Source organism: Winogradskyella poriferorum (assembly GCF_050618035.1).
GTDB lineage: Bacteria > Bacteroidota > Bacteroidia > Flavobacteriales > Flavobacteriaceae > Winogradskyella > Winogradskyella poriferorum_A.
Genome location: NZ_JBODPY010000003.1, coordinates 300,187 through 326,913, shown reverse-complemented (window position 1 = coordinate 326,913; position 26,727 = coordinate 300,187). Strand labels below are relative to the sequence as shown.

The 26,727-nt window shown below is 35.6% G+C and carries 26 protein-coding genes; 15 read left to right on the top strand and 11 right to left on the bottom strand.

What is annotated here, in order from left to right:
- Nucleotides 1-123: 123 nt before the first annotated feature.
- The 3 genes from ACRHOC_RS08855 to ACRHOC_RS08845 form a co-directional block, all read right to left on the bottom strand.
- The gene (locus ACRHOC_RS08855) at nt 124-936 is read right to left on the bottom strand and encodes a hypothetical protein (protein WP_431158245.1); all 813 of its coding nucleotides are present in this window, start codon (nt 934-936) and stop codon (nt 124-126) included.
- A 171-nt stretch (nt 937-1,107) separates the two neighbouring features.
- Nucleotides 1,108-1,842, bottom strand: coding sequence for a DUF6090 family protein (locus tag ACRHOC_RS08850; protein ID WP_431158244.1), 735 nt, complete (start codon nt 1,840-1,842; stop codon nt 1,108-1,110).
- A 174-nt stretch (nt 1,843-2,016) separates the two neighbouring features.
- Nucleotides 2,017-2,811, bottom strand: coding sequence for a DUF3050 domain-containing protein (locus ACRHOC_RS08845; RefSeq protein WP_431158243.1), 795 nt, complete (start codon nt 2,809-2,811; stop codon nt 2,017-2,019).
- 245 nt (nt 2,812-3,056) lie between these two features.
- Between ACRHOC_RS08845 and ACRHOC_RS08840 the strand changes: the two genes are divergently transcribed.
- Entirely contained in the window at nt 3,057-3,227 is a 171-nt protein-coding gene (locus ACRHOC_RS08840) for a hypothetical protein (RefSeq protein ID WP_431158242.1), read from the top strand.
- Between the two features lie 116 nt (nt 3,228-3,343).
- A complete protein-coding gene (locus tag ACRHOC_RS08835) occupies nt 3,344-3,997 on the top strand; it encodes a tyrosine-type recombinase/integrase (protein ID WP_431158241.1) in 654 nt (217 codons plus the stop codon).
- Nucleotides 3,998-4,021: 24 nt separating this feature from the next.
- On the opposite strand, the gene ACRHOC_RS08830 is transcribed toward ACRHOC_RS08835, so the two are convergent.
- A complete protein-coding gene (locus ACRHOC_RS08830; RefSeq protein ID WP_431158240.1) occupies nt 4,022-4,597 on the bottom strand; it encodes a non-canonical purine NTP diphosphatase in 576 nt (191 codons plus the stop codon).
- Nucleotides 4,598-4,687: 90 nt separating this feature from the next.
- Between ACRHOC_RS08830 and ACRHOC_RS08825 the strand changes: the two genes are divergently transcribed.
- Together ACRHOC_RS08825 and ACRHOC_RS08820 are read left to right on the top strand one after the other, a co-directional pair.
- Nucleotides 4,688-6,484, top strand: coding sequence for a glycoside hydrolase family 2 TIM barrel-domain containing protein (locus ACRHOC_RS08825; protein ID WP_431158239.1), 1,797 nt, complete (start codon nt 4,688-4,690; stop codon nt 6,482-6,484).
- A gap of 1 nt (nt 6,485) precedes the next feature.
- Nucleotides 6,486-7,286, top strand: a complete 801-nt coding sequence (locus ACRHOC_RS08820; RefSeq protein ID WP_431158238.1) for a zinc ribbon domain-containing protein — start codon at nt 6,486-6,488, stop codon at nt 7,284-7,286.
- Here ACRHOC_RS08820 and ACRHOC_RS08815 read toward each other — a convergent pair.
- A complete protein-coding gene (locus ACRHOC_RS08815; protein WP_431158237.1) occupies nt 7,283-7,669 on the bottom strand; it encodes a thiol-disulfide oxidoreductase DCC family protein in 387 nt (128 codons plus the stop codon). The genes ACRHOC_RS08820 and ACRHOC_RS08815 overlap by 4 nt on opposite strands.
- A gap of 153 nt (nt 7,670-7,822) precedes the next feature.
- Between ACRHOC_RS08815 and hpf the strand changes: the two genes are divergently transcribed.
- The gene (hpf, locus tag ACRHOC_RS08810) at nt 7,823-8,122 is read left to right on the top strand and encodes a ribosome hibernation-promoting factor, HPF/YfiA family (protein WP_431158236.1); all 300 of its coding nucleotides are present in this window, start codon (nt 7,823-7,825) and stop codon (nt 8,120-8,122) included.
- 49 nt (nt 8,123-8,171) lie between these two features.
- On the opposite strand, the gene rlmH is transcribed toward hpf, so the two are convergent.
- The gene (gene rlmH, locus ACRHOC_RS08805) at nt 8,172-8,645 is read right to left on the bottom strand and encodes a 23S rRNA (pseudouridine(1915)-N(3))-methyltransferase RlmH (protein ID WP_431158235.1); all 474 of its coding nucleotides are present in this window, start codon (nt 8,643-8,645) and stop codon (nt 8,172-8,174) included.
- 89 nt (nt 8,646-8,734) lie between these two features.
- On the opposite strand from rlmH, the gene nadC reads away from it, so the two are divergent.
- The 4 genes from nadC to priA are packed head-to-tail and all read left to right on the top strand — an operon-like array spanning nt 8,735 to nt 13,411.
- Nucleotides 8,735-9,592, top strand: coding sequence for a carboxylating nicotinate-nucleotide diphosphorylase (gene nadC, locus ACRHOC_RS08800; RefSeq protein ID WP_431158234.1), 858 nt, complete (start codon nt 8,735-8,737; stop codon nt 9,590-9,592).
- A 9-nt stretch (nt 9,593-9,601) separates the two neighbouring features.
- The gene (locus ACRHOC_RS08795) at nt 9,602-10,543 is read left to right on the top strand and encodes a YihY/virulence factor BrkB family protein (protein WP_431158233.1); all 942 of its coding nucleotides are present in this window, start codon (nt 9,602-9,604) and stop codon (nt 10,541-10,543) included.
- Nucleotides 10,536-10,958: a DUF2147 domain-containing protein gene (locus ACRHOC_RS08790; RefSeq protein WP_431158232.1), complete on the top strand. Its 423-nt coding sequence runs from the start codon at nt 10,536-10,538 to the stop codon at nt 10,956-10,958. Before ACRHOC_RS08795 ends, ACRHOC_RS08790 begins: the two co-directional genes overlap by 8 nt.
- Entirely contained in the window at nt 10,958-13,411 is a 2,454-nt protein-coding gene (priA, locus tag ACRHOC_RS08785; protein WP_431158435.1) for a replication restart helicase PriA, read from the top strand. The genes ACRHOC_RS08790 and priA overlap by 1 nt, the downstream gene beginning before the upstream one ends.
- Here priA and ACRHOC_RS08780 read toward each other — a convergent pair whose 3' ends face one another.
- Entirely contained in the window at nt 13,412-14,107 is a 696-nt protein-coding gene (locus ACRHOC_RS08780; RefSeq protein WP_076620930.1) for a LytR/AlgR family response regulator transcription factor, read from the bottom strand. It lies immediately after the preceding gene.
- 199 nt (nt 14,108-14,306) lie between these two features.
- Between ACRHOC_RS08780 and rpsF the strand changes: the two genes are divergently transcribed.
- The 5 genes from rpsF (at nt 14,307) to ACRHOC_RS08755 (ending at nt 16,821) form a co-directional block, all read left to right on the top strand.
- On the top strand, nt 14,307-14,645 hold the full coding sequence (rpsF, locus tag ACRHOC_RS08775) for a 30S ribosomal protein S6 (protein WP_431158231.1): 339 nt from the start codon (nt 14,307-14,309) through the stop codon (nt 14,643-14,645).
- On the top strand, nt 14,645-14,944 hold the full coding sequence (gene rpsR, locus ACRHOC_RS08770; protein ID WP_431158434.1) for a 30S ribosomal protein S18: 300 nt from the start codon (nt 14,645-14,647) through the stop codon (nt 14,942-14,944). The genes rpsF and rpsR overlap by 1 nt, the downstream gene beginning before the upstream one ends.
- 12 nt (nt 14,945-14,956) lie before the next feature.
- Complete coding sequence (gene rplI, locus ACRHOC_RS08765) at nt 14,957-15,406, top strand: 50S ribosomal protein L9 (RefSeq protein WP_431158230.1); 450 nt, start codon at nt 14,957-14,959, stop codon at nt 15,404-15,406.
- Nucleotides 15,407-15,469: 63 nt separating this feature from the next.
- Nucleotides 15,470-16,330, top strand: coding sequence for a glycerophosphodiester phosphodiesterase family protein (locus tag ACRHOC_RS08760; RefSeq protein WP_431158229.1), 861 nt, complete (start codon nt 15,470-15,472; stop codon nt 16,328-16,330).
- Nucleotides 16,331-16,341: 11 nt separating this feature from the next.
- Nucleotides 16,342-16,821, top strand: coding sequence for a DUF6495 family protein (locus ACRHOC_RS08755; protein ID WP_431158228.1), 480 nt, complete (start codon nt 16,342-16,344; stop codon nt 16,819-16,821).
- Here the strand turns inward: ACRHOC_RS08755 and ACRHOC_RS08750 are convergent.
- Together ACRHOC_RS08750 and ACRHOC_RS08745 are read right to left on the bottom strand one after the other, a co-directional pair.
- Nucleotides 16,818-17,006, bottom strand: coding sequence for a hypothetical protein (locus ACRHOC_RS08750; protein WP_431158227.1), 189 nt, complete (start codon nt 17,004-17,006; stop codon nt 16,818-16,820). The genes ACRHOC_RS08755 and ACRHOC_RS08750 overlap by 4 nt on opposite strands.
- A gap of 2 nt (nt 17,007-17,008) precedes the next feature.
- The gene (locus tag ACRHOC_RS08745) at nt 17,009-18,250 is read right to left on the bottom strand and encodes an ABC transporter permease (protein WP_431158226.1); all 1,242 of its coding nucleotides are present in this window, start codon (nt 18,248-18,250) and stop codon (nt 17,009-17,011) included.
- 131 nt (nt 18,251-18,381) lie between these two features.
- Here ACRHOC_RS08745 and hisS point away from each other — a divergent pair, with 131 nt between their 5' ends.
- On the top strand, nt 18,382-19,752 hold the full coding sequence (gene hisS / locus ACRHOC_RS08740; protein WP_431158225.1) for a histidine--tRNA ligase: 1,371 nt from the start codon (nt 18,382-18,384) through the stop codon (nt 19,750-19,752).
- A gap of 55 nt (nt 19,753-19,807) precedes the next feature.
- Here hisS and ACRHOC_RS08735 read toward each other — a convergent pair whose 3' ends face one another.
- Entirely contained in the window at nt 19,808-22,375 is a 2,568-nt protein-coding gene (locus tag ACRHOC_RS08735; protein ID WP_431158223.1) for a LamG-like jellyroll fold domain-containing protein, read from the bottom strand.
- The gene (locus ACRHOC_RS08730; RefSeq protein WP_431158222.1) at nt 22,341-26,714 is read right to left on the bottom strand and encodes a choice-of-anchor D domain-containing protein; all 4,374 of its coding nucleotides are present in this window, start codon (nt 26,712-26,714) and stop codon (nt 22,341-22,343) included. The genes ACRHOC_RS08735 and ACRHOC_RS08730 overlap by 35 nt, the downstream gene beginning before the upstream one ends.
- Nucleotides 26,715-26,727 lie beyond the last annotated feature (13 nt).

Below are 26,727 nucleotides of genomic sequence, written 5' to 3'. Positions count from 1 at the left end.
AACGGTTTCGCTATGATTTCGTTGCGGAAAATGTCCAACGGACTTTTCCGCCGTAACCGAAAGATAGCAAATTGCAAGGAATTCGCCTGTGGTGAATTCCACCGCAATGAGCTATACACGTTGTTAGCTGTAGTTTTTTAATAAATAATCTTGTATATCATTCCATTTGTCGGAAGGTGGCGTATTTGAACCAAGTGAATATGTATTGAAATACATAATTCCAGTTTCTTTATGCTCCCAAATTGAAAAATATCTTTTTGAGAGTTGTCCTTTCTTATTCATTGGCCATTCCAAACCGTTGATATTTAAATAATTTTCAGGCGTAACGTCAATCAGTTTTTTGAAGCCTAAACTCTCTAAACCAAACAAATCATAATAGGTTTTGCCTACTGATAAAACAGTTTTAATAGCTGAACAATGAATAGCCTCACTTATAATATCAAATACATTTTCTCTAATATATGTATTCAGTTCGGGAGAAATCTTTTTTAACGCCTTCCATTTTTTAGAGTGCCACGGACAAATTTCAATGGCAAAAGGTAGTTTATGTTTGATGTCGCTACCAATAATACTATCTATCCATTTGAATTGTTTAATCCAAAATCTACTTGGGTGGTTTTCCAGATTCATTTGTGGAAAACTCTTTGCATATTCAAAATAGTTCTCGCTATCACTGAATTTCTTAACGAGCATTCCGTCTTTATAAATTCGCAAATCACTGGTTGGTCCAGGATTTAAATTTAATGTGATTACTGAACAATCATTAGGATTTCCCAAATATGGTTGTGGCAAACTGAAGGGGTCCAATTCCGTTTTTCCTTTTCCAGTATGTCCTTTGCCCCAAATATCGTTTTCAAATACTTCCTGTGGGGAATTCAACCAATTTTCAAAAAAAGTATTCCATTTTGATTTATAATTAGAGATTCTTTTGCTCAATGTTTTCTGGGGTTTCGGTTAAATTACAGCTAACGGTTTCGTGTATGATTCCGTTGCGGAGATTATTCCGAGGAATATTCGGAGTAGGAATCAACACGATATAAGTTAATAAAATTTTGAATTGGGATTATCGATGATATGCAATGGATTATACACGTTGTTGTACTTTCGTTATTTCTTAATTTCTTTATCAATATTTTCAATAGTTTGTTCAATTCCTGGTAATGCTAATTTTAGTTGTTGCCCTGCATTACGAGCTCTCCAACTTACTCCAGCAAGAAGTTGCAAAAAACCTTGACTTTGAAATAGATCTTCAGGTACATCTACCCAGCCTACGAAATTTCGTCCTCTTGAATCATCTATATGGCGATCACCAAATAATTCTAGCATTGACTCAATATTTTTTTGATGATTTCTTGTAATGTGTTCAATATTATTTCCTAGTATAGGTAAATCAAAGTCAAATAAATTGGTTATTTGATTCCGAAGAGTATCGTTTGATATTTTGTCAATTCCAGTAGATTTTAATGCTTCATATGGTCCAGAATTAAATTGATAAAGTATATCATTATTCAAATCGAAAACTTTTCCAAATAATGAATCATGATACATTTCGTTTTTCTTACTTAACTCCATAAAATAGTCAGAGGTGTCATATAAATCATCAAATGTTTTTATCATTTCTTTAAAGTACACAACATCATTTTTTAATGATGAGCTTATTTCTGTTAGCATTTTAGTTTCATAGTTTCTGTCTTTTCTTGCTTCGTTGCGATTATTAATTTGTAGAGCAATTAAGATTCCAATAACAACTAATACAATTTCTCCAACTGCATAAAAAAGATATTTACTGAACTTATTTTCTGCTAGTAATTTTTGTCTAATTTTTCGAAAGAATTTTATCATTGGTTGGATATTTCTCTAAAGTTAGAATATTTATTTAATTCCGTTTGAGTGAGAAATAATGAAGCACAACGGTTATGTGTATGATTAGTTACGTGGTTAAGCAACTATGCTATCAAACAAATCACAGATAGAAAATTCCAGTCTAATTTTCGTAAGCCGGCCCTGATCTAGTAATTAATTATATACGTTGTTATATGCTGGCTGTTTCTTTTGAATGATGTCATTGATTGCACCCCAAAGAGAAATTCTCTTTTCTAAAGATTGTTTTGCAACTACTAAAGCTTCCGCCCATTTTGCACTATCATTACCACATAATTCAGAAATCATTTCAAGGGATAACGGACCGTGTTCGTCCCCATCTAACTCGATATGCCTTTGAAGATAGTAGGTTAGTTTGTTGTATTTTAAGTTTTCGGAATCAGCCTTTTTGAGAATTTCAATAAACATATCGGGTATAAGGTCTTCACGTCCGAATGTAAATGCAGAAGCAACAAGGTAAGGTTTATTCGTGTTTATTACAGAAAAGGTGAATTTTACGAAGTCTTTCACTCTTTCATCAATTGCAGTCTCATTTAAGGAATAGTTCAGAGGATAACCTGCTTCCATCAACTTTATGAAACGATCAACTCCATTTGTGTCTGCATTGATTTGCCTCATAGCATCCAAATACATTTCAAAATGACTTTTTGGTTCTCCTAATTCATTAATGTCACTTTCTTCTCCATGTACAATTTCATTTATGAATCTTGAAATAGTTGGGTTTTTCGCAGGTGTCCAAGGAACTTCAACATTTGTCAACGTAATTTGAAGTGATTTTAATAATGACATAAAGTCCCAAACAGCATAGACGTGATTTTCCATAAATACCTTTATATCTTCAATAGTATTTAAATTTTTATATAAAATGTGGTTTTGCAACTCCCTTCTTAAGATTTGAACCTCTTTTTCTATATGCTCTATCCTATGCATTCTGTTTAAATAGATTTAGTAAATTTTAAACAAAAATACAAACATCAATTAATAAAAAGAATTATTCAATTATTAAAATTTGTTTTGTCAAGAATTCATTAAGTTATGGATGTAACCATATTTTTTATAGGCTTGCATATAACGGATTACGGCTATGCGTATGTGCCGATTAAATCATACGTTAAAATTAAACAAAGACCACAGGAAGGTATTACGTATAGCCTTTGTTATGTGGCGTTATTAATATGAAGCTTAAACTATACTTTGAAGATAGGAATGGTACTATGGGTGGTTGGGAATACGTTAATTTGTTAAAATTGATGTGGTGGTTATTTACAGCCCGAATTAGACCAAAAGAAAATAGTACCATTTATTACATACGAAAAATTGAAACTAAAAGTGGTATGAGGATTTAATGCCACATAACACGTAAATAGGTCTGTATTTACGCTATTCATTTTAAAAATAGTAATATTCTTACATTCTGCAATACCACTAGGATTATTTTCTGTACTGCATTAAGGTAGAAAAGATGAGTGAGCGTAAAATGAATGGTAAAATCAATGCCATAAAATTCTTTTTTGAGCAAGTATTACACAGGCCAAAAATGTTTTTTGATATTCCAAGGCCCAAAAAACCCTTAACGCTCCCAAAGATGCTCAGTAAATCTGAGGTTAAAAAACTATTTAATGTAACTACCAACCAAAAACATAAAATTGCCCTGCAATTGTGCTATGGTATGGGCTTAAGAGTTTCCGAAGTTATAGCACTTAAAATAAAGGATATAGACAGTAAACGCATGGTGGTGCATGTACGTGGAGGAAAAGGTAAAAAAGACCGTTACGTGCCATTACCAAAAAGTATTTTACCAGGACTTCGCCAATACTATGTCACATATAAACCCAAGGAATTTTTGTTAGAAGGTCAGCATGGTGGTTCCTACGCAAAGTCTAGCTTGCAACAGGTGTTTAAAAAAGCTTTGGTAAAAGCTGGTATAAAAAAGGAAATTGGTATTCATGGTTTGCGTCACAGTTATGCCACGCACTTGCTAGAAGCTGGTGCAGATATGCGTTTCATTCAAGAATTATTAGGCCATAATTCTATTAAAACCACACAGATTTATACCAAGGTGACACCTCGTAGCATCTCAAAGATTAAAAGTCCGCTAGACAACTTAAACAATTAACTAATTCCTGCGCTGGCAGGAGTCTCAGAGTTTATCCAATAATTCAATCAATTGTTGAACGGCTTTGCCTCTATGACCAATTTTATTCTTTTCTTCTAAAGTAATCTCAGCAAATGTGCGGTCGTAGCCTTTGGCCTTAAACACAGGATCGTAGCCAAAACCATCCTTGCCTTGTTTTTCGGTAGTGATACTGCCTTTACAAATGCCTGTAAATTCGTGGTATTCGTCATTGAGATGCAGTGCAATTACCGTTTTAAAGTGGGCATTACGGTTGTCTTTATCCTCTAAATTTTTCAGAAGCTTGGCCATATTAGCATCGGCATTACGCTGTGGTCCTGCATAGAAAGCTGTATCTACACCAGGCTCACCATCTAAAGCGTCCACTTCCAAACCTGTATCGTCTGCAAAGCAATCGTAACCATAGTGCGTTTTAATATAATCGGCCTTTTGCTTGGCATTGCCTTCTATGGTGCCTGTAGTCTCTGGTAATTCTTCCGTACACTTAATATCACCTAAACTCAATAGCTTTATATGAGATGGGACCAGTGCTTGGACTTCTTTTATTTTGTTGGGATTATTGGTGGCAAAAACAAGTTGCATAATGGCATGTTAAAACGAGCTTCAAAGATAGGTTTTAATTCGGTTAAGCGATAAAAAATGGGTAGCTTTACCTAACACAAAAAATTTGCTATGCGATATCTTGTTTTTTGCTTTTTATGGTCTTTAGTGTCCTTTGCACAAACCACTGTAGAAAAGATAGACGATCAATGGGTACTTAAAGTAGATGGCGAACCTTTTGAGGTAAAAGGCGCAACTTGGGGTTACGACAAGGATGTTGAGAACTATGATACTTATTTTAAAGATTTAAAGTCCTTAGGCGTTAATACCATAAGGCTATGGGCAACAGGAGAAAATACGCCGAAGCTTATGGATGTGGCCCATGCCAATGGCATAAAGGTTATGGTAGGTATTTGGATGCGCCATGGTAGACCAGGTATGGAAGATGACGATAGTTTTGACTACCTCACCAATAAAAAAGGTATTGAAGAGCAGTACAATAATGCCATACGCGTGGTTAATCAATACAAAGAGCATCCAGCAACCCTAGCTTGGGGCATTGGTAATGAGGTGTATCTCAATATGGCTACAGATGAAGAGAAATTGGTCTATTCTAAATTTTTGGAGCGTGTTTGCAGTGCCATTAAAAAAATAGATACGAATCATCCTATTTCGTCTACGGAAGCCTGGACCTTTGGTATGGACTGGTGGAAAGCACACGTACCGTCTTTAGATATTTATGGGCTAAACACCTATGGTGCAGGAGCCAATTTTCTACAAGAAGAAATGGAAAAACGCAATATTGATAAGCCTTATGTGATTACTGAGTTCGGACCCATGGGTGAGTGGGATGCCACTGAGGATAAGAATGGTATTAAGATAGAGCCTAATGATCAGCAAAAGTATGATGCCATCGCTAAGGGTTATGGTGATTGGATAGTCGGTAAGTCCAAATGTTTAGGTGTTTATGTATTTCATTACAACAACGGATTGGACTTTGGAGGTGTGTGGTTGATGACGCATTTTAGAGGTAGTTATAGACCACAATATTGGGCGATTAGAGAAGCCTATACAGGTAAGTTGCCAGATAACTACGTGCCAGAAATAAATGCTTTAGCATTGCCTGATAAAACCATAGCAAGTGGTGAATGGATACCTGTAACGCTAAAGGTTTTAGATAAGGAAAATGATGACTTAGAAGTTAGTTTTGGGTACAACCATCGTGTTGGAAGCAGACGTTACAGAAATCAAATCTTACCCTTGCAGTCTAGAGGTAATTTAGAAGATGGGTTTGAGATACAACTGCCCAAAGTAGATGGTGGTATTAAGGTCTATGCTTTTGTAAAAGATGCTTTTAACAATATGGGAATTGCATCTACATCCATTAAAGTTACAGATGCAATAGTCGCTTCAAAACAGTTTTTAGTGCCGAAGGTAGAATTACCCTTTTATGTGTATAAGGATGATATCGATGTGCCTTATTTCCCGTCAGCGTATATGGGAAATTATGAAGCATTGGAAATAGATTTAAATCATAAGGCCGAAAAGTATTCTGGTGAGACCTCAATGCTCATCCACTACAAAGAGCGCAGTGGTTGGTATGGAATCGGATTGGTAGATCCTGCAAATGATTGGGGCGATATTTTGGGTGGTTATGATATTAGTGGTGCCAAGACCTTCAGTTTTTGGGCGAAGTCAGATTTTGGAGGCGTGAGTGCTAAGATTGGTTTTGGTCTAATTGGAAAGGATAAGACCTATCCAGATTCGGCTATCGAAGCCAAGGAAATTGCCCTAGATTCTAAATGGAGAAAGTTTACGATTAAACTAAAACGAACAAATCTAAGCTGTATTAGGTCTGGTTTTGTGCTGTTTGCCAATGCCTATGGATCACCACATAAAATCTATATAGATGATATCGTTTTTGAATAGTATGAGGAAGATTGCGCTTTTGTTTATTCTTTTTAGCCAATTCTGCTTGGCGCAAGATTGGGTAAAAACTATAATTCCTGGTGTTGGAACCATTGACTTTCCTGAGGATGCAGAAATCTATGATCAGGACGGAACACTGGTTTACAAAGTAGAGAATGATGATGCTTATTATTTTTTGACCATTGTTCAAATCGATGAGCGCTATGCGTCGGAAATTGAAAATAACCTAGATGAATATTATGCAGGTAATCTTGAAGGTGTAGAGAATGCTACTGGTGGAAAAGTAACCTTTAAAGAAAATCTTATCATCGATGGTAAAAAAGCTATGGATGCCCGAATTTCTGGAGTAGTGAATCCAGAATTACCGAGTTTATTGTTTAAGCGATTTGTTTATAAACAGCCTTTTAATATTAGTGCTGAGTTTATGCCCAAAAAGACGGATGAACTTGTGTTTACAGAACTGAAGGATACGTTTTTTAATTCCCTGGCCTTAGAGGTGCGTCCTGAAGAGGCTTCGCTAAGTGTTGAAGACCTACAACCCGAACAGCAAGCCTTTAAAAAAGGTTATGCAATAGGTTACGTCATAGGACGCATTGCCTTTTTTGTATTCTTCTTCGTCATCTTAGGTTTGATTGTATTTTTTGTAGTTCGCGCACTTCGGCCTAAAACAAAGCCACAGGTAAAACCAAAATCAACAAAGAAAATTATACCTACTAAAATTATATGTGCCAATTGCGGAAAGGACAATAGCCCAGAGGCCAAATATTGCTCGCAATGTGGTTTTGCCTTACCAAAGGCTTAATTAAAATCAATCGTGCAACTTCTAGATTTACCAAACCACTTTACACGGTTTTTTGAAGCTGTTTTGTATATGTAATCTCTAATCATCCTTGGAATAAAGGCAAGTAATGCCGCAACACGTTTCCATTTAGGGATTTTAGATATGATTTTTAAAAAGCCATCTGAATGGGTTTTTACACCATGTTCATCAATTAGTATTACCGTATCTAATTGCTCAGTCGGAAAACCATGTTGTCGAAGTAGTTGTTGACCATAGCGAGATTGAAAGGCCACAAATTGAAATAAATCCTCAGGTGCAAACTTTAGTAACCAACCAACAACACCGTTACAAAGGTTGCATTCGCCATCAAATATTATAAGGTCTTTAGTGATTTGATTTTCCATAGTTAGTGTATTAATAGAATAATAGACGAAGCTTCACTTTATAACTTTCAGGCATGAAATATTTTAGCGATTATTTATGATAATTATCAGTTATGAGTCTTGTCTAAAATCGTATCTTAGAGATAGGAATTATTAATTAAAACAAGTAGAATTATGACGGTAAATTTTCAATATGTAAATACGCATGTAAGTGATACCTTATCTGAGTTTATCACAGAGAAATTAGAGAAATTAGCAGACAAATTTGAGTTTCTAATTTCAGCGCAGGTCTATATTAAACACGATGATAAAGACCACGATGCTGGTAAGATATGTAATATAGAATTGAGCCTACCAGGACCGCGTATATTTGCGACTTCAAATGAAAGAGATTATGAGTTAGCCGTTAACGAAACTATTAGTGATTTAACGCGTCAATTAAAAAAGCGCAAAGAAGTATTTAAAACACATTAATTATTTATAAAACGCATTACGGCGTTTAATTATACCAGAGGGTTTACTACTATCTATGATGATAGGGTTCGTTCTTCAAAATAGTAAACCCTCTGTATAATTGCTCAATAAAGAATAAGCGTACCATTTGGTGTGAGAACGTCATTTTAGACAAGCCCAATTTACCATTGGCACGTTGGTAAACTTCCTCAGAAAATCCATAAGGACCACCAATTACAAAAATCAAATTTTTAATCCCAGAATTTAAGTGCTTTTGTAGATAATTGGCAAACGCTACTGAGTCCATTTGCTTGCCGTTTTCATCTAATAAGATTAAAACATCAGACTTCTGTGTTTTGCTTAATATCAGTTGACCTTCTTTCTCTTTTTGCTGATTTTCGTTGAGGTTTTTAGCGTTTTTTATATCTGGAATAATCTCAAATTCAAACCGAATGTAATGCCCTAATCGCTTTTGATAGTCCGCAATAAGGGATTGCAGATTAGAATTGTCGGTTTTACCGATGGCGAGGAGTTTGATGGTCATGATTTCAAAGTTATACTTTTTAAAAGAAGGTATCGTCTTTTTTTATTTATTAATCTTGCAATCCCTATTTTTACAATAAATATCCATACATGATTTCACAAGAACAATTTGACAAAGAGATAGCACTTATTATAGCAAATGCCATACGTGAAGACGTTGGTGATGGTGATCACAGTTCCTTAGCTTGTATACCAGCAAGCGCAAAGGGTAAAGCCAAACTTTTGGTAAAAGATGATGGTGTTATTGCTGGTGTGGAATTTGCCAAAAAGGTCTTTGCTTATGTAGATGTCGCTATGACCGTTGAAACCTTAATTGAAGATGGAAGTGAAGTGAAGCATGGTGATATTGCCTTTTATGTTGAAGGGGCTTCACAATCTATATTAAAGGCTGAGCGTTTAATACTCAATGCCATGCAACGTATGAGTGCGATTGCCACTAAAACGAAGAAATTTGTAGACCTTCTAGAAGGCACTGGAACCAAAATATTAGATACGCGCAAAACAACACCTGGCATTAGAGCATTAGAGAAATGGGCTGTAAAAATTGGAGGTGGTGAAAATCACAGATTTGCCCTTTATGATATGATAATGCTTAAGGATAATCATATCGATTTTGCTGGTGGCGTCGCCAAGGCCATTGATCTTACTAAGCAATACCTTAAGGATACTAAGCGCGATCTAAAGATTATTGTTGAGGCACGTAACCTTGAAGAAATTAAAGAAATTTTAGACTGCGGTGGTGTATATCGAATTCTTATCGATAATTTTAATTACGAGGATACAAGAAAGGCGGTTAAATTAATTGGAGACCAATGCCTTACAGAGTCCTCAGGTGGAATTAACGAGCATACAGTCCGAAAGTATGCAGAATGTGGTGTAGATTATATTTCGTCTGGTGCTTTGACGCATTCAGTTTACAATATGGATTTGAGTCTAAAGGCCGTTTAAAATCTTTGCATGACCAAACATATAGAAGATAAGTTAGATAAAATTCCTATTCTCAATCTTCTGGTGCGCTTTTTTAAAAAAATAAGGCTACCAGGATTTGAAGGGCTTTCTGTATATGATTTATTAGAGCTTTATCTTATGGGTATTGTAAAAGGTGCTTTAACTACTCGTGCGAGTGCCATTGCCTTTAGTTTCTTTACGGCAATTTTCCCTTTTTTGTTATTTGTTATTATTCTAATGCCCTATATCCCAATAACGGGATTTGAAACGGAGTTCCTAGATTTTCTAAATTCCTTTTTACCACCTCAAACGTCCGAATTTTTCTTCTCCAATATTTTTGAGAACATTAGTGGCAGTGGAGGTGCAGGGTTAATTTCTTCCATATTTTTATTGTCCATGTTTTTAATGGCCAATGGTGTAAGTGCGGTCTTTTCGGGATTTGAATACTCTTACCATGAGCAATTAACACGGAATGTTTTTCAGCAGTATCTCTATGCTTTCGGAGTGTCTTTAATCTTAGTCGTTTTAGTATTACTAACCGTCGCGTTTTTTGGTTACACCCAGATTTATATTATCACACCGCTCAATGATGCTTTAGATACCCAAAAAGGGACTTCGGACCAGTGGATTGCTGTGGTGAAATACCTTTTCTTTATTCTAATGGTCTACTTGGCTACAGCGACCTTATATTATTTTGGAACTAAAGAGGGTAGACATACACGTTTTTTTTCAATCGGAGCCCTACTAACAACCTTATTAATTATACTAACATCGTATTTATTTGGTATTTATATAGAGAATTTCTCTCAGTATAATAAGCTTTATGGCTCCATTGGTGCCTTATTAATCTTATTACTTTACCTATGGCTTAATGCTAATATCTTATTGTTGGGTTATGAGCTCAATGCGACCCTAAGGAGATTACAAAAAATAAATTTAAAAAATGAATAAAATTTTAGTTGCTATACTCATTCTTTTTGGATTAAACTTTGGTTTCTCTCAAGATATTTTTGGAAAATGGAAAACTATCGACGATGAAACTGGTGAGGAAAAATCAATAGTCAATATCTACGAAGAGAATGGAAAAGTCTACGGGAAAATAGTAGAAATACTAAATCCAAGTCGTAAAAATGCTTTGTGTGATAAGTGCGAGGATGAAAATAAAAACAAACCGATTCTTGGAATGAAAATCATTGATGGTTTAGAGAAAGATGATGATGTTTATGAAGGTGGCACCATATTAAATCCTAGTAATGGCAAAATATATAAATGCCGACTAAAACTTGGAGAAGAACCTGGGACCTTGCAGGTTAGAGGTTATGTTGCCTTTTTTTATAAAACCCAATATTGGCAGAAGGTGAAATAGTGGAGTATTATTTAGATGTCATACTACCAATAACTCTTCAACGCGCTTTTACTTACCATATAACAGAAGCCGAAGCTGACTTTATAAAAGTTGGTATGCGCGTGGCTGTTCCCTTTGGGAAAAACAAAATTTATACAGCATTAGCATATAGAATTCATAATAATCCGCCCTTAATTTATGAAGCGAAGACCATTCATCAAATATTAGATGAAACTCCAATAATTACAGAGCCACAGCTGAAACATTGGGAATGGATTGCCAGTTATTACATGTGTAGTGTGGGTGAAGTGATGCGTGCAGCATTGCCTAATGCATTAATTCTCGAAAGTGAAACCATAATTTCTAGAAATACAGAGATCCTAGTTAAAGATGTTGATTTAAAAGATGATGAATTTTTAATTTTTGAAGCGCTTCAGTTTCAAACCTCCTTAAAAATTCAAGATGTGATATCTATTTTGGATAAAAAGCGTGTGCTTCCGGTGATAAAAGGGATGGTAGAGAAGGGCATATTAAAGCTCCATGAGGAGATTTATGAAAAATACCAACCTAAGTTAGTGCGCTACGTAAAACTGGCTCAAGGTCTTAAAACAGAAGAAAAGCTACAAGAACTCCTTGAGATGCTCAGTCGAGCACCAAAACAGCGGGAAGTAGTCCTGACCTTGTTTACTTTAGAGGCTCAAAAAAATGTACCTATAAAAGTGGCTGAGCTCACTAAAGCCAGCGGGTCTTCATCGGCTATTATAAGAACTTTGATAGATAAAGCCATTTTAGAGGAGTTCCATATTCAAAAAGATCGCATCGAGTATCAAGGAGATAGTGCCTCAGACATTAAACAATTAAGTGCTGTGCAAGAAGAAGCTTTAGTGACTGTAGAACATCATTTTGAAGAAAAGTCAGTGACGCTGCTTCATGGTGTGACCTCTTCTGGAAAAACTGAAATTTATGTCAACCTCATTAAAAAACAGATTGAAAGTGGTAAGCAGGTACTGTATTTACTGCCAGAAATCGCACTAACAACGCAATTGGTAGAACGATTACAGCATTATTTTGGTGAGCATGTAGCCGTATTTCATTCAAGATATTCCAGTAATGAACGTGTTGAGGTATGGCATAATTTACTGAGCCAAAAGTCGAAGGCACAGCTCATAGTTGGTGCACGCTCAGCCATGCTTTTACCATTTAGTGATTTGGGATTAATAATCATTGACGAAGAGCATGAGCAATCCTTTAAGCAGTTTGATCCGGCACCGCGTTATCACGCCAGAGATGCGGCCATTGTTTTAGCGAATTACCATAAGGCAAAGATCCTCTTAGGATCTGCAACACCAAGCTTAGAGAGTTATTTTAATGCTACTAAAGGGAAGTATGGTCTTGTAGAACTTAAGACACGTTACAATAATGTGCTTATGCCAGATATTGAATTGGTTGACCTGGCAGATAAGTACAAACGCAAGCGGATGAAAGGTCATTTTAGTGATCGTTTGATAGAAGAAATGACATTAGCTTTAGAAGAAGGACAACAAATCATTCTATTTCAGAATAGACGTGGTTTTTCGCCAATTGTAGAGTGTGTTACCTGCGGGCACTCACCGCAATGTCCTAATTGTGATGTGAGCCTCACATATCACCAGTATAGAGATCAGTTACGTTGCCATTATTGTGGCTTTAATACAATAATGCCAAAAACTTGTGATGCTTGTGGGAATGCAACTTTAGATACAAAAGGCTTTGGTACCGAACAGATAGAGGAGGAGGTGAAGGTATTATTTCCAGACCACAAAGTGGCTAGAATGGATTTGGATACCACAAGAGGTAAATTTGGTTTTGAAAAGCTTATTACAAACTTTGAGCAAGGGGAAATAGATGTGTTGGTAGGTACACAAATGCTGACCAAAGGTCTCGACTTTAGGAATGTGAAATTAGTAGGAATTATGAATGCTGATAACTTGCTTAATTTCCCTGATTTTAGAGCACATGAGCGCAGTTATCAACTGATGGCTCAAGTTGCAGGACGCGCTGGTCGAACCGATTTGAGGGGTAAGGTTTTAATACAAACGTATAATCCGCATCACAGAATATTGCAACAGGTGTCTACCAATGCTTATGAGGACATGTTTAAGGAGCAAATGAACGATCGATACAATTACCACTACCCACCGATTTTTAGGCTTATTAAAATTACCTTTAAGCATAAGGATTATAATAAGGTTAATTTAGCTTCTGATTGGTTTGCAAAATCTTTAAGGCAGGTTTTTAAGGCTAATGTCTTAGGACCAGAATTTCCACCAATCTCTAGAATAAGAAATCTATACAATAAGAACATTTTGGTGAAAATTCCACAAAATCAATCTTTACCAAAAACGAAAGAAGCCATTATGAAAATTCATAATAGCTTCAATGCTGTAAAAGACTTTAGGCCTGTGAGAGTAGTTCTAAATATAGATAACTATTAATTACATATTATTTAAAGCGTCCACCAATTGCGTCTTTTTATTTCGACTCAATGGGATCTCATAAGCACCAACTTCAACATTTTTACTGTTAAAGCGATCTATTTTATCCAAATTCACAATGTAAGATTTGTGAATTCTCAAGAATTTTCCTTCTGGTAATTCTTTTTCAAAAGCTTTCATAGTAGATAAAACGACTAGGCTATTTTCTTCTGTTACGACTTTAACATAATCGCCTAATGCTTCAATCCACTTAATATCCTTAATATAAACTTTACGTTTCTTCAGGTTACTCTTCACAAAAATGTGTTCGCCGTCAGTTTCGTTAAAGTCTAATTTTAATTTATGCTGCTCAATAGCTTTTTCAACAGCCGTATTAAATCTTTCTTTAGTAATTGGTTTTTGAAGATAGTCGGTAGCGTCGTAATTAAATGCTTTAAAAGCATATTCCGTTTTACCTGTAACAAAAATAATTTGGGGTTTGTTGTTGAGTACATCTAATAGCTCAAAACCGTTTAATACAGGCATCTCTATATCTAAAAAGATAAGATCAACCTTATGTGTATTAAGACCGTTTTTTGTTTCTAACGCACTGCTGTACTCTGCAATAAGGTTAAGTGAAGAATGGTTCTCAATTAACTTTACTATAGAGAGACGCTGAATCGCAGAATCATCAACAACTACACAGTTTAAAGTCATAACATTAATATTTTATTAGGTTAAGATATCGACAATAGTACAATAATTTCGGTTAAAAAACAAATTTTACCGACAAAGTGTAATTTTTAACAAAATTTTTTGTGTATAAATCCACGATATTTTAGTAGTAAAAACATTGTCAAAATAAGAAAATATGTGTATTTTTGCACCCGTTTTAATTATAAACAAATAAATTATTATGAATCATTATGAAACTGTTTTCATCTTAAATCCCGTTTTATCTGAAGATCAGATAAAGGAAACAGTGAAGAAATACGAAGATTTTCTTGTTTCTAAAGGTGCTAAGATGATAGCCAAGGAAGATTGGGGCTTAAAAAAGCTGGCTTATCCAATCCAAAACAAAAAAAGTGGTTTCTATCACTTATTTGAATACCAGGTAGCTGGTGAGGCCATTCAGCCTTTAGAAGTAGAGTTTAGACGTGACGAGCGTTTTATGCGTTATTTAACTGTAAAATTAGACAAGCATGCAATTGCTTGGGCTGAGAAAAGAAGAGAAAGAAATAAACAAAAAGCGTAATTATGTCATCAATAGAACAACAAGCAAAAGGTAAAAAAGATGGTGAGATTAGATATCTTACACCATTAAATATAGAGACTACTAAAGCAAAGAAGTACTGTAGATTCAAAAAATCTGGTATTAAATATGTAGATTATAAAGATGCAGATTTCTTATTGAGCTTTGTTAATGAGCAAGGTAAATTATTACCAAGACGTTTAACAGGAACGTCTTTAAAGTATCAGAGAAAAGTATCTGTGGCTGTAAAAAGAGCTAGACATCTAGCTTTAATGCCATATGTTGCTGATTTATTAAAATAAAATATCATAACAATGGAACTTATATTAAAACAAGACGTTGAGAATTTAGGATTTAAAGACGATATTGTAACAGTTAAGAACGGTTATGGTAGAAATTATTTAATTCCTCAAGGGCAAGCTGTTATGGCAACGCCTTCAGCTAAAAAAGTATTAGCTGAAACTTTAAAACAAAGAGCATTTAAAGAAAAGAAAATCATCGATGACGCAAAAACAGTTGCTGAGGCGCTTTCTGGTTTAGAAGTTAAAATTGCTTCTAAAGTAGGTGCTGGTGATAAACTTTTCGGTTCGGTTAACAATATCGACGTTGCTGCAGCTTTACAAAAAGCAGGTCATGAGATCGAAAAGAAATACATCAATGTTATTGGTGGTAACGTAAAGCGTTTAGGAAAATACAATGCTGTAATTAGATTACACAGAGAAGTTACTGTAGATTTACCATTTGAGGTAGTAGCAGAAGCTTAATAAAACCTATAATTTTAATTAAAACCGTTTAGTTTTTCTAAGCGGTTTTTTTATACCATAGTAATGAAATTATCTAAAGTTATTTTGCTCATTGGTCTTTTGGTTTTTGCCTGTAAGACGAATGAAAAAGAAACGGTATCAAAATCTAAACTGATTGATAGCTTTAGGGCTTCTAATTCTGAAATTCCTAACATTAGTGTACATAGAGGCGGTAAAGACCTTTATCAATACCCAGAAAACTGTTTGGAAACTATTAAATATATTAATGATAGTATTCCGGCCATTTACGAGATTGATATCGCACAGACTAAAGATGGTAAGTTGATTTTAATGCACGATAATTCTATAAACCGAACAACAAGTGGGAGCGGTTTAGTGCGTAAAATGACCTATAAAGAATTAAACAATTTTAATCTTGTGGATGATTTTGGAAATGAAACATCATATAAGATTCCTTTATTTAAGGAGGTCCTTAATTGGGCTAAGGCAAATGATGTGGTTCTTACTGTGGATATAAAAAGAAGTGTAGCGCAAAAAGCAGTTATTGATGCCATAAGAAATGCTAAAGCTCAAAATAATTGTATACTCATTACCTATGATGTTGCTCAGGCAAAATCGGCATTTAAATATGCACCAGAATTATTGTTATCTGTTTCAGCAAGAAACCATGACGAGTTCGATAGGTTATTAAATGCTAATATTCCTGTAGATAATATGGTTGCCTTTACAGGAACACGCTTATCACCACCATCTTTATACGAGCGTTTACACGATAATAATATAGTGTGCATGTTGGGTACACTGGGCAACTTAGATCGACAAGCAAAGGCCAGAGGTGATGTGTTATATGCCTCTTGGAAAGATAATGGGATTGATATTATTGCAACCGATCGACCATTTGAAGCCTTTAAGGCCATAAATTAAAATAGTAAAGCATGAAATATACAAGACTAACAAAAGAACAGTTTGAAGAATTGCACCAAGAGTTTATAAATTTCTTAGCTACACAATCTATTACGGCTGATGAGTGGGTAGACATTAAGCAGAATAAGCCTGAAGCCGCGGAGCAAGAACTTGATGTTTTTAGTGATTTAGTCTGGTATGGTGTTCTAAGTAAAGTCGAATATCTCGAACATATTTCTCCACAACAATTGCATTTATTTAAGTGCGAAGCCAAAAAGATGCACCTAATTGCTTTAAAGTTGAAAGAAAATAAAGCAGACCTCACTACAAAAGAGGGCTTTCAGTGGCTAAGAGATAATTTATTGTCTGATGACATTGAATTTTTTAATGCCAAGAAAGACTATTCAGAAGACAAGCATCAAGATCTCTTTCAATTAATACAGCAAGGAGCCAATATTACAAAAGGAGAACTTTTTAAGTATTTCCAAACACTCATTGGGCAGAACAATTAAAACCCTCTATTTTGCTCGTGCTGTTCTAAATTGCGTTTGCGATTTAATTTTTCCTTGTGCTTCTTATAAGAATTATTTGCTCTAAAGCCTTTGTGATAGGGTAAAGGACCGTCTTGTGTTTTATCCACATCTTCTAACAATAAATTTTTGAAGAAATCATTTAGACGTTGTAAAAAGCTAAGCATTATTACTCGTAACGTAAAGATTCAATAGGATCTAATTTTGCTGCTTTGGTTGCAGGATAAAGTCCTGAAATTACAGCAACAATAAATGCAATACTTGTTGCCCAAATCATGGCAACCCAAGGTGTTGAGAATTGTAGTCCAAATGCAGAGGCCACACCCCAACCAATGAGTATACCGAGAAGAATACCAATGAGCCCACCTAACTGACCAATAATGATGGTCTCCATAAAGAACTGAAAGGCAATCGTTCTGCGCTTGGCACCAAGCGCTTTTCTAACACCAATTTCTCGTGTACGTTCTGTTACAGAGACTAACATAATATTCATTAAGGCTATGGTAGAACCGAATATGGTAATAATACTGATAATCCAAGCCGCAATATAAAGTGCAGCCGTATTTTCTGCCACACGATTTAAAAGGTCATCACTACGCTCAATGCCAAAATCATTATCCTCGACTGGATTAAGTCCTCTTATATTTCTAAAAGTGAGTATAGCATCATCTTGAGCCGCTTGTAGCATATCTTGCTTATCAACTTTAACACTAAGCCCATAATTAATGCGTGGATTGGTAAATATAGATCGTGCTTTTTGAATAGGTATAATGGCTCTTAAATCTTGATTGTTACCAAAGGTGGCACCTTTTTCTTTTAGCACACCAATAACTCTAAACTTAGAACCTCTAATACTAACAACTTTATCAATTGGATTTTCTTCAGGGAAGAGCGCTTTTTGCAAATCGCTACCAATAACAGCTACAGCATTACTATTTTCAATATCAAAGAAGTTAAGTGATCTGCCATTTTCAACTTCAAGTCCAGAATTTTCAATAAAATTTTCGTTGGCACCTAAGATAATCACCTCAGGATCTGTTTTTGTATTATCGTATTTTACTTCAGCAGTTACGGTACCTGTAAAAACTACAGCCACTCTTGTAAAAGGATAGTCATAACTTTCTTCAAATTCCTTAACATTTCTGTAGCTTATTACCGGATTTACTTTTTGTCGTTCTCTACTACTTTGGCGTTGTGCTGTAAATTCATAACGCTGAATATTAAAGGTATTAGATCCCATTGAAGAGAAGTTACTCGATAAGGTATTTTCTAATGCCGAAACACCGCTTAAAATACCCACAAGTGCCATAATACCAATGGCAATAATTAAAACCGTTAAAATGGTTCTCAGCAATTGACTTTTAATGGAGCCAAAAGCGATTTTAACATTTTCTCTTGCTAATGAAAACATAGGAATTTTCTAATAGTTAGGTTGTTTAAAACAATAAGACTACTGAAACAGTATAAAGTTACTATAAAATCAAAATATCTTAGTTTTGACTTTAAAATTTATAATATTTTTGTGAAAAATTAATCGAGACGATGGCTCAAAAACCGAGTATTCCAAAAGGGACAAGAGATTTTAATGCAGAAGAGGTAGCAAAACGTAATTACATTATAAATACCATTAAGTCTAAATTTGAGATTTTTGGATTTCAGCCAATCGAAACACCTAGTTTTGAGAATTCAGAAACCTTAATGGGTAAATATGGTGAAGAAGGGGATCGATTAATTTTTAAAATTCTTAATTCTGGGGAATATCTAAGGAAACTTTCTGAAGATGATTATTCTAGTCGATCTGAAAAAATCCTTACGCCTAGAATAAGTGAGAAAGCTTTACGCTACGACCTTACTGTTCCTTTTGCACGCTACGTTGTACAACATCAAAACGACATCGCTTTCCCATTTAAGCGCTACCAGGTTCAACCCGTTTGGCGAGCGGATAGACCTCAAAAAGGACGTTTTAGAGAATTCTACCAATGTGATGCCGATGTTATTGGATCTAAATCATTGTTTCAAGAAGTTGAGTTTATACAACTCTATGATGCGGTCTTTACGGCTTTAGGGTTAAATGGGACTACCATTAAAATCAACAATCGAAAAATTCTATCTGGGATTGCTGAAGTGATAGGTGCCCAAGACAAGCTTATTGACTTTACGGTAGCTTTAGATAAACTCGATAAAATAGGAGAGGACCGTGTCAAAGAAGAGATGCGCTCTAAAGGTATTGCCCATGAAGGGATTGATAAATTGCAACCCCTCTTTGATTTAAAAGGGGATTTTGGTACTCAAATTTCTAGTTTAAATTCAATTTTAGCCATTTCTGAGATAGGTTTAAAAGGTATTGAAGAGTTAGCATTTATAAACGATACACTAACCAGTTTAGGATTACAAACAGCCAAGCTTCAATTAGATGTTACCCTAGCACGTGGCCTTAACTATTACACAGGTGCAATCTTCGAAGTGGTAGCTCCTGAAGGTGTAAAAATGGGTTCTATTGGTGGTGGAGGTCGTTATGATGATCTTACAGGAAACTTTGGTCTTAAGGACATGAGCGGTGTTGGAATTAGTTTTGGTTTAGACCGTATTTATTTGGTTCTCGAGGAGTTGAATGCTTTCCCTAAAACTATTGCTAACTCCACTAAAGTGCTTTTTATAAACTTTGGAGAAAAGGAAGCCTTGGCATGTATACAAGCTGTTTCTAAGTTGAGAAATAATGGTGTAAAGGCCGAATTGTATCCAGATAGTTCTAAAATGAAAAAGCAAATGAATTATGCCAATAGACGCGAAATTCCATTTGTTGTTTTGGTTGGTGAGGAAGAATTAAACTCCAACAAGTTCACCTTAAAAGATATGAATACAGGAGACCAAGAAACGCTTGATTTTGATGCATTATTGAGTAGACTTCAATAAAAAAAGGCCTCGATTAATAGGGAATTGAGACCTTCTATCATGAAAAACTTGGTTGTTACTTTACTATAAATTTCTTGGAGACAAAGCCATTATCAGTGGTTATTTTAGCGATGTAAACTCCAGAACTTATTTGATTTATTGGATATTCATTGTACGATCCTTCCCAGGCCTCATAGGATAGTATTTCCTTGCCATTGATGTCAAAAACGGTTAAACCTTGTAAGGCAATCATTTCTGGATTTAAGATGACAATCTTCTTTCGGCTCATGGCATAGTAGAAATTAAATCCGTCTTTGAATATATCTGTATTAGATAAAGTTTGAGGCATTGAGAACGTAATATCAAAACGATTTAAATATTCGCCTGCATCAATACTAAATTCATGGCTTGAAGCTCTTAGATCGTGATATTCACTCGTCGTTTTATCATGTAAATAAATGGGTAGATCCTCTGGCACATTTTCTAATGAGTCTATGGTAATTTCATAATTCTGAGTGGTGGAGGTATGGAACCCTAAAGGCAGTACAGTAGCATCGTTAACTTCGTTATAGCCTTGAATAGTATATTTATTTTCATTAATCATCCAATATAGATCATCGGTTAAATTATCGTATACAGAAGCGTCGAAGCCACGATCGACTTCTGGACTTGCAATACTGTCGATAGTTAATAATATTTGACGATGAATAGTACCAGGTGCATTAAAACCGAATCTAAATTTCATACGATTATCTGCAAAATCTTCATCTTCTTGTGATTTAGCGCTATTGCCGTTTTTCATAAATACAGAAGTAGAATTACTCTCTTTCACAAAAGCACGTTGACTGTTCTTAAATTCAATAGTCCCATCACTTTCTCCAAGAACAAAGAAACCTTGACTTACTGGGATATATCTACCAGGTATTTTTGTTGGTGTTCCTCCTGTAGCGACATTTGGATCGTTTGTACCATAAGATGGTGCAGCTACACCTCCTGCAAGATTGTAGATGGCATAACCACCTTGGTAGTCAGATAATTGGTGTGAACCACCGCCCCAATGTTCCCAGAAGTAAATAGTTCCACTAATCGTAGGATCCGGATCAGGTGAGCCTTCGTAACCCAATATCGCAGCATTATCTAGAATAAACTGATGGGCATCTAAAGCAGATGGATACGGGTTTCCTAATAAGTAATTATTATCTGCATTTATCGGTAAGGTTATGTCTCCATTATTTGGTTTACCCACAAAAACATAATTTTGATCAGCATCAATTGGTCCTGTTCCTGGTCCTTTCATGGTGAAGCCTTCACCAGAACTCATCGTACCTGTACTTCTTACATGTTGCCATGACGAATAACTAGAACTTTGATGATTGTCGAATTTCCATATCCAATAATCAGCCAAACCTATTGGACTAGTGTTAGTTCCGTTATATCCTGAGGTTAGCCAATTAATTGGTACTGGATTATCAGGATCACTACCATCCATTAAAACAGACTTAATTTGATAATCATTATTATTAGTACTCGAGTTTGATACACCTACTGGTGAAGACCAATAGTTGTAGGTAAACTTATCGGCTGTTCCCTGTTGATCACGCTCTAATGTACCTTTACTCGTTGGGTCGAGAATACTACCTTCACCCTGAACAAGTTGTGACTCGCCTTCTAAATCTACAAAACCGTCTAATTTAAAATACCAAGAGACATTTAACTCCGAATCATTATTCACATGATATTCAATCGGATTATTACTAGCATCGTTTTCACTAATTAGTAAACCGAGGAATTTTTGGGATTGGTCGTAACTAATATTATTGTGATTAATTTTTACAACAGACCAGTCGTATAATAAAACATCTTCACCATAAATACCATCTGCCGTTTTATCAATGGCCGATTCTAAATCTGTATCACCTGCTTGACTCACAAATGGTAAAGGCGCAGTTTGTCTCTTAATATCCTTAATATTATAAAGGCTGGCTCCTGTATTTTCATCAATAATTGAAGTAGTTAGGTCATCTGTTATTTGACCTTTAAAATTGTCTAAACTATAATACTTTACTAGGTCTGTCCAACTCAGTGTTTCTACATCAAGTGGTATTATAGTTCCTCTAACAAGGCCATTATTTTCAATTTGTTGATATTGAATCTTTTGGATCTCAATTTCACTTAGTGCTTTATTAAAGACTCTAATTTCATCCATATAACCACTAAAATACTCGGAGTCGCTACTAGCATTTTTAGCTATAGTAAACAAACTAGCATCCGAATTAAGGTTCCCAGATTTACTGCCATATTTTACATTGGCACCATTTACAAAAAGATTGTATTCTTCATCGTTTGCACTATACGAAATTGCCACATGAGTCCAACGATTTAATGGTATTGAAGCATTATATGTAGCGGTCGTTCCACTAATATTTACTTTTATGGAGCCATCATTTTGGATTTTTAGATTACAATTGTCTTGTCCAAAAAGGAATTGATCTGACGAACCATAGGAAACAACTCTAATCCATCCCATTAATGTAATTTCACTCCATTCGCCTATAACAGCAGTATCTTGTATATAGTCATTTCTTCCATCAAATAAGATATCAAGCCCTTCACTTAGTTCTCTCGGAGATCCAAAAGGTATCATCAGCTGTATCAAATAAGTCTAATATACCATCACCTTCCGAATCTAAGGTATCATCTATAAGCCCATCATTGTTAGAGTCTAACGAAGCATATAGAGTATTCGCAATATCGTAGGTGTTTGTTGAATTATTAAAGATATCAATGTAATCTGGTGTACCGTCATTATCTGAATCTTTTACAAGTAGACTATGATCCGTACCTTGTCCTTGGTTACCATATGCGGTTGCAAAGGTAGTACCACTATTAAAGTCATATATATCTAGGATACCGTCAGGATAAAATTCAGTAGTACCATCGGAGTTGTAATCTTTTTCTCTTACCGCATCTGAATCTACGCCGTCACCAACACCATCACCATCAATGTCACCATCACCGTTTTCAAAAGTGAGGTCTGAAGTGTTTCCTGCTCCAGATTCGTCAACATCAAAAATGGTATCGTTATCACTATCAAGATCTAAATAGTTAGGTGTACCGTCACTATCAGAATCTGCCGGACTTAATCCTTCAAAGGCATCATGCATACCGTTACTATTGTTATCTACCCAAGCGTCGATTAATGCTTTACCATTACTCACTGGCGAATATCCTGACTCTACAACATCTGGGATACCATCATTGTCACTATCAAGGTCAAATACATTGGCAACATCATCCCCATCGGTATCACATAAAGTCTGTGATATCATAATATCATCTATAGCAAGGTCATTACCAAGACCACCAGTTTCGTTATTATAAAAATACACATTGAATTCACTAACAGCGAAGGTGAGATCCGCAGAAAAGTTGTACCAGTCACCTTGTAAATTTCCAGCTGTGGTAGGTGGTAATTTATCTGTAGTAATTGAAGCTAAAAGATTATTATCTACATCACGGAATTCTACCAAAATATCTGGACGTAAACGCGAATCAATGCCAGGTGCGTCTGTTCTATCGAGATTAATTACCCAAAAGCTATAGGTTATAGGGATATTTGGTAATGCACCTGTAATGTTTGCCGTGTAGAAAATTCCAGGATCATAGGAAGCATTGAACATGGCCATTCTTCCATTGGTATCATCTGGTGTGTGGTCCTCACCAAGATACCAATAATTATCAGCCCAAGAACCAACTTCTTCATTTGGTGTGTCGTTTACACCATCACCATCGGCAGCTCTATAATACACAGTATATTCTCCATCGTTAAGGTCTATGCCTCCAGAAGAACAGCTAGATGTACCATCTTCAAAACAATACGTAGTTATGGCGTTATAATTGGTGTTAATGGTAGTGCGTTCTCCAGTTCCAAAAGTCTCAAAAAGAAATTTGTAGTTACTTTTAATTGCAATACCAGTGTTATTACATTGCGATTCTTCCACAGTGTCCGATATGCCATCATTATCATCATCGATATCTATATTATCATAAATGCCATCACCATCACTATCAAAGAAATTCTGAACAGCCGTAGCCTTAACAGTAAATTGAAAGCTAGACTCATCAGCGTCATTATTTTCAATCGTTACAAGAGTTGTTTTTTCTCCTATTTCGGAGCTACTAAAATTAATATCAAAGGTACTGCTAGTACTAGGATTTATAGTAAGTGGTAAGGTGATACCGTTTAATGAGAATTCAGAATAATTGGAAAGTGTGATATTCGAAATTTCTAAATCTATTGTTCCTGTATTTTCTATGGTATAGGTTTTAGATGCAGTTTCATTAATATTTACCGATCCAAAATCAGTATTATTACTTGTTGATGTTGAGGTATCACCATCTTCAATTTCAGTAGTGTTCCCAGTTATTGATATTTCAGCAACAGCAGGTGCAGAAATTATGATACCATAATCTTCTACTTCACCATCAAAATCTGTTTCGCAACTAGAAGGATCACTCCAGTATTTGGCAGCAACTCGCATGCGTGTTGTTCCAGGTTGCGCACTTTCGGGTACCGTAATGGCCAATGGTGATAAACTAGTTAGACCATCTGAAACATTAGAAACAGATCCCAAGTCGTAACTTTCGCCATCATCATCAAAATCATAATCACGATTCCAGTCAATCCAAGCAAATGCGTGCACTGTATAGTTCCCATCTGTATCAACTTTAACACTGAGGTCGTGTGTTGCACCTATATCTACCGTTGTGCTATGTGAGTTAGTAAAATCCTCATAACCCACATCTTTAGGTGCACCATCAGAATGGTTTATTGTATTGAAGCTTACATTTGTAACACTAGTATCATAGTCTAAATTTCCTGAAGATTCACAATATGAGGCGTCACTTCCAGTACCTTGTATTGTAAAGTTATATGGGTTTTCATCAGCATCGTCATTGGCAATGGAGATGTTGGCCGTTTTAAGACCTTCTGATGAAGGCGTGAAAGCAATAGCAAATGTAGTACTGCCTAATGCGTTTATAGTATTACTTGGTATTGTACTAACATTAAAATCACTGGCATCTGCTCCAGAAATGGTTATAAATGGAGAGGTACCTGTTAATGTAAGTGTGCCAGAAGATCCAAGATTTTCAATTGTGAATACTTTTGTTCCGACTCCAGAATTACTACTAATATCTCCATAATCTGTATGATTTAATAATGATGGTGTAGAATCACCATCTTCAATTTCAAAACCGTTACCTGAAATACTAATTTCAGCACCAGTTGGAGCATCACTAACAATAATCTCATAGTCTTCAACTTCACCATCAAAATCTGATTCACAAGATTCAGGATCTAAACCGAACTTTGCGGCAATTCGTAATCGTGTTGCACCAATTGTGGCGGTTGAAGGAATAGTTATAGCGAATGGAGATAAATCTGTTGAACCATCGGATACATCAACTGCAGTTCCTAAGTCGTAACGCTCACCATCATCTTCAAAATCGTAGTCTTGGTTCCAGTCAATCCAAGCAATAACATGTACTGCATAGAACCCATCTGTATCAACATTAACACTTAAGCTTCGAGTTGTATTTCTTTGCACTGTTGTAGAATGGGTGCTGGTAAAATCTTCGTAACCATTATCCTTCGGTGACCCGTCAGCATTACTGAGTGTATTGAAGGTAACCTGAGTAATCCCTGTATCATACGAGGTATTACCATAGGCATCACAATAATCAGAACCACCACCATCGTTATTAGAACCAATTGCGGATAAATCAACAATTTGAATTTCATGTGTCATGGTATTCCCACTTCTATGAGCCCAGTGTGAAGCCTGTGTTGTGGATTTTAAATGATAGTTTCGCCATCCTCTGGCATAAGCTGTACCATTACCACTAGATATAGAAGAACCAATAATTAAAGCCTCATCAATAGAATTAAGATTAGCAGAAGAAATGTCGAAATCTGTTTCTCCAGCCGAATTACTATTTAAATCGTATCTCGTTACTTTTAAATCGTTATGGCTTAAAACATGTACAAAATGTCTATTGTTACCATTAGAGTCGTGATTAGAATTAAACTCCCAATCTACAGTTTGGTCATCATCGCCTTCAAGGAAAAGAGGCCAGTTATCTGCAATGGCTTGATTGACGCCTGAAACGTTATCATCACCTCTATGCTGACCAAAGATGATGGACTTGCTCCATGCTATAACGTTCGAACTACTACCGTCGCCATCAGAAGCCTCAGATAGAGAAATTGAACCTGTATCGGCTGAAACATCATCTGAATCGCCATGAAGTACAGTCCAATTACTTCCTGTAAACTCTACCACAGTTACAAATACCGTAACATTAGAAGCATTTGTTCCTTTTTCTACTCGAAGTGTAGTAGCATCTTCAAGGTAGGCGATTGCTGTACCTGAATCAGCACCATTTGTGGTGTCACTACTTAATATCCCAGTAATAAACGGTATACATTTATTAGCATTACTGATACTTAATAAACTTTGTGTCGTACTATTTGTGCTACCATTGAGTGCGACTTGATAACGTCCTCTTACAATAAATTCATTAGCACCACCATCTGGACCAATATATTCTAGAATAGAACTATTAAAGCTCATGTCGTAATTAGTAGACCCGTTTTGACGATAGTAGGTTAGGGTTTCTATATCTGTTAAAACGCGTGCTCCTGAGAGATCATCGGAATGAAGAGTTCCTGAAAAATAGGCACTACCTGCGTGAGATTTCCGGTTGCTGTTTGGAAGAACAAATGCAGCTTCCATAGCACTAATTTCTGAAAACTCAGTATTTGTGCCACCAGTATTGGCTACTTCATCTTTAAGATGTTGGACTTTAAATTCAGAGTTCTGACTGTTAAGATTAAAACTTAAAATAGTCATAGCGACCACTAGATACCATTTTATAGTATTTAGTAAGTCGTTTTTGCAAGGGAAGGTTTTTGTTTTCATGAGATAAGGGCGC

Excerpts from the sequence above, each read along its gene's own strand:
- ACRHOC_RS08795 (WP_431158233.1), top strand. The coding sequence starts at position 9,602 with ATGACCAAACATATAGAAGATAAGTTAGATAAAATTCCTATTCTCAAT.
- ACRHOC_RS08735 (WP_431158223.1), bottom strand. The coding sequence starts at position 22,375 with ATGATACCTTTTGGATCTCCGAGAGAACTAAGTGAAGGGCTTGATATC.
- ACRHOC_RS08845 (WP_431158243.1), bottom strand. The coding sequence starts at position 2,811 with ATGCATAGGATAGAGCATATAGAAAAAGAGGTTCAAATCTTAAGAAGG.
- hpf (WP_431158236.1), top strand. The coding sequence starts at position 7,823 with ATGACGGTAAATTTTCAATATGTAAATACGCATGTAAGTGATACCTTA.
- ACRHOC_RS08820 (WP_431158238.1), top strand. The coding sequence starts at position 6,486 with ATGAGGAAGATTGCGCTTTTGTTTATTCTTTTTAGCCAATTCTGCTTG.
- rpsF (WP_431158231.1), top strand. The coding sequence starts at position 14,307 with ATGAATCATTATGAAACTGTTTTCATCTTAAATCCCGTTTTATCTGAA.
- ACRHOC_RS08750 (WP_431158227.1), bottom strand. The coding sequence starts at position 17,006 with ATGCTTAGCTTTTTACAACGTCTAAATGATTTCTTCAAAAATTTATTG.
- ACRHOC_RS08825 (WP_431158239.1), top strand. The coding sequence starts at position 4,688 with ATGCGATATCTTGTTTTTTGCTTTTTATGGTCTTTAGTGTCCTTTGCA.
- ACRHOC_RS08850 (WP_431158244.1), bottom strand. The coding sequence starts at position 1,842 with ATGATAAAATTCTTTCGAAAAATTAGACAAAAATTACTAGCAGAAAAT.
- ACRHOC_RS08840 (WP_431158242.1), top strand. The coding sequence starts at position 3,057 with ATGAAGCTTAAACTATACTTTGAAGATAGGAATGGTACTATGGGTGGT.
- ACRHOC_RS08745 (WP_431158226.1), bottom strand. The coding sequence starts at position 18,250 with ATGTTTTCATTAGCAAGAGAAAATGTTAAAATCGCTTTTGGCTCCATT.
- ACRHOC_RS08815 (WP_431158237.1), bottom strand. The coding sequence starts at position 7,669 with ATGGAAAATCAAATCACTAAAGACCTTATAATATTTGATGGCGAATGC.
- rlmH (WP_431158235.1), bottom strand. The coding sequence starts at position 8,645 with ATGACCATCAAACTCCTCGCCATCGGTAAAACCGACAATTCTAATCTG.
- ACRHOC_RS08755 (WP_431158228.1), top strand. The coding sequence starts at position 16,342 with ATGAAATATACAAGACTAACAAAAGAACAGTTTGAAGAATTGCACCAA.
- hisS (WP_431158225.1), top strand. The coding sequence starts at position 18,382 with ATGGCTCAAAAACCGAGTATTCCAAAAGGGACAAGAGATTTTAATGCA.
- ACRHOC_RS08780 (WP_076620930.1), bottom strand. The coding sequence starts at position 14,107 with ATGACTTTAAACTGTGTAGTTGTTGATGATTCTGCGATTCAGCGTCTC.
- ACRHOC_RS08790 (WP_431158232.1), top strand. The coding sequence starts at position 10,536 with ATGAATAAAATTTTAGTTGCTATACTCATTCTTTTTGGATTAAACTTT.
- rplI (WP_431158230.1), top strand. The coding sequence starts at position 14,957 with ATGGAACTTATATTAAAACAAGACGTTGAGAATTTAGGATTTAAAGAC.
- nadC (WP_431158234.1), top strand. The coding sequence starts at position 8,735 with ATGATTTCACAAGAACAATTTGACAAAGAGATAGCACTTATTATAGCA.
- ACRHOC_RS08835 (WP_431158241.1), top strand. The coding sequence starts at position 3,344 with ATGAGTGAGCGTAAAATGAATGGTAAAATCAATGCCATAAAATTCTTT.
- ACRHOC_RS08760 (WP_431158229.1), top strand. The coding sequence starts at position 15,470 with ATGAAATTATCTAAAGTTATTTTGCTCATTGGTCTTTTGGTTTTTGCC.
- ACRHOC_RS08830 (WP_431158240.1), bottom strand. The coding sequence starts at position 4,597 with ATGCAACTTGTTTTTGCCACCAATAATCCCAACAAAATAAAAGAAGTC.
- ACRHOC_RS08730 (WP_431158222.1), bottom strand. The coding sequence starts at position 26,714 with ATGAAAACAAAAACCTTCCCTTGCAAAAACGACTTACTAAATACTATA.